Origin of the sequence: Pseudoalteromonas sp. TB25, assembly GCF_000497995.1 — a bacterium.
Lineage (GTDB): Bacteria > Pseudomonadota > Gammaproteobacteria > Enterobacterales > Alteromonadaceae > Pseudoalteromonas > Pseudoalteromonas distincta.
Genome location: NZ_AUTI01000077.1, coordinates 1 through 2,504, shown reverse-complemented (window position 1 = coordinate 2,504; position 2,504 = coordinate 1). Strand labels below are relative to the sequence as shown.

Genomic DNA, 2,504 nt, shown 5'->3' with positions numbered 1-2,504 from the left:
CTTGTTAATATAGCCGCTGGTGGCGGTGCATTGAGTGAAATTAACTTTGGTCACCCGTCGGGCACCCTAAAAGTAGGTGCTGAGGCTAAAAATAATGCTGGCAACTGGCTAGTTACCAAAGCAAGTATGAGCCGAAGTGCACGTGTATTAATGGAAGGGGTTGTAAGAGTTCCTTACTAGTCACTGGTGAAGTTAAGCGCAACTAAACATTTATTTTAGTTAAGCAAACAAATTTTATAAACGTTTGCTTAGCTAAAGTAAAACCTACTCACACTCGTTAGAAATAATCCTTTTTCATTAATTTTTCGAATTATCGTCTTTTTTATCTCTCATCCACCGCATTTACTTGAAGAATATAATTAACAAACTAGATTGTATGTAATATTCATTTAATAAAGTGAATATATTGTATCAATATGTGCTGGTTCTTTATGAGTGTCTATAGGTTATTGAATAATAGAGATGCTGATAAAGAAGTAGCTCATAGAATAAAGATAAATACTTCTATAAAACGTATAAATATGTAGCATAACTATATAGCTTAATGGTATTTTTAATGTTCTAGTAACAAAAGTTATGATTGTGTACTTTTTTGATGCTTTTTTGAATATAAAAGCTTGCATAAATCACTATCAACTAAACTAATTTCTGATACTCATTCCAGGCTATCAAGGAGAAATAAATGGTAAAGCGTACGATCAAATTTACACCTATTGCAGCTTCAGTTGCACTTACATTAGGCTTAACAGCATGTGGTTCTGATAACGACAGAAATATTCCTGTTACACCTGTAGAATCTTTCACTGCAACGGGTGATGCACAATTTAACATTGAAGTAACAGGTAAAGCAGTTAAAGGTTCAATGAAAAGTGCAGTAGTAACTGTAATGACTTTAGATGCATCTGGTCAAAGCGTTCCTGTTGCATTTCGCTCAGCTGCTTCAGCAGAGGCTGAGTCTTTTTCTGAAGAAGCACTATCACAAGATGCTGCAGATGCAGCGGTAGAAGCAAGTAAAATTGCCGCTAATCCTGAAGTGCTAACTGATGAAAACGGTCGTTACAGCATCTACCTAGATGATGATTTTACTGGACCTGTTTACATTACTGTTAAAACGTCTGAAGAAGGCGATGATAGCTTTTTACGTTGTGATGCTTACGTAGGTTGTGGCACTTACGATGAAGCGCCAGAAGTTGACGACGAAAATGATGGCGATACTGATATTGAGTTTGGCGAATGGTACAAAACTGACCTAGAGCTTTCTGTTGTTAAGTTTATTCCAGCTGTTGAAGCAGATACATCTGGAGCGAGCGGTGCAGCTGGCGACGATAATGTTATAGGTTCTTATAAAGCTAATGTTACTTTTTTAACATCGTTAGTGGCAGGTCTTCTTCTTGACTCAGGTTCAAGTGTAGATGAAGACGCTATTGCTACAGCTAGCTTAAACACTGTTGTACAAGTAATGGGTCAAGACGCAGCACTTTTACTTTCTGCTATTATTGGCGATTTATCTAACGGCGGCGCTGTAGATTTAAGCAATGTTGATGGCGAAGAAGAACTTACTGACGGTATTTTAGCAATTGCACAGCTTTCATCTTCAATTCAAGGTTTACCTTCAATTGGTGATGTAATGAGCAGCATTAAAGCTGGTATTAAATCAGGCCAGTTTAAAGGTAATACTGACGCTGGCATTGCTGCAATAGCTACAATGTTACAAACAGCAATTACAAATACTGCAAACATTTTTGTTGCTGTAGCAACGGGTGATGAAACTGCAATTGAAAACGCTTTAAAAGCGGCATTCTCTATTAACAACCCTAATGCAACACAAGCACAAATTGATGCGTTTGCCGCTAATTCAGTAGGTATTGCTAAAAAAGCAAAAGCAGCTAAAGACAAAGCTGTTAAAAATGGTGCAGCAACTGATGCCGGCCTTGCAGCCGCTGCAGTAAAAGTTAAAAAAGCACTAGAAGTAATTGGTTGTACTGGTGCAGAGTGTACAGTTGGAGATGATTTTTATACAGCTCTAGCAGCTGCTTTAACAGTAGAAGTTACAGCTTCACAGACTGCACTTACTGCATTAGAAATGGATATTGAAACAGCTCAAAGTTCACTTGCTGATGTTCAAGCAATGGGTGGCGATGCTCTTACAGCTGATAACGCAGCTGCATTTGTAAGCGCTGTAACATTACTGAAAAATGAAGCTGCTACTGCTGGTTTAACAGCTAAAGCGGGTTCTATTTTTGTTAAATCACAAGGTTATGTAACTGCTGCAAAAGCGTTAGTTACTCAAAGCTCTGATTACCAACAGATTCTTGATTCTGCAACGTCTTTACAAACAGACGCAGGTGTTGCTGTAACTGACACCGTTGCATACGACGCTGCATTAGCTGCACTAGTAGCGGAAGCAGAAGCAGCGATTGAAACGTTTGATATTGCTCTTGCTGCTGCAAAACTAGTTGCTGAAGACACTGCAGACGTTGCTGATGAGAAAAAATCAGCAGCAG

Annotated in this window: 1 protein-coding gene and 1 pseudogene; both read left to right on the top strand. The window is 38.5% G+C overall.

Going from position 1 to position 2,504, the window contains the following annotated elements:
- Nucleotides 1-180 (top strand): PrpF domain-containing protein (locus L652_RS0101505; protein ID WP_024603216.1); only part of this gene is annotated, 180 nt, incomplete at its 5' end.
- 502 nt (nucleotides 181-682) lie between these two features.
- Nucleotides 683-2,504, top strand: a pseudogene (locus tag L652_RS0101500) (hypothetical protein); the annotation flags it as partial.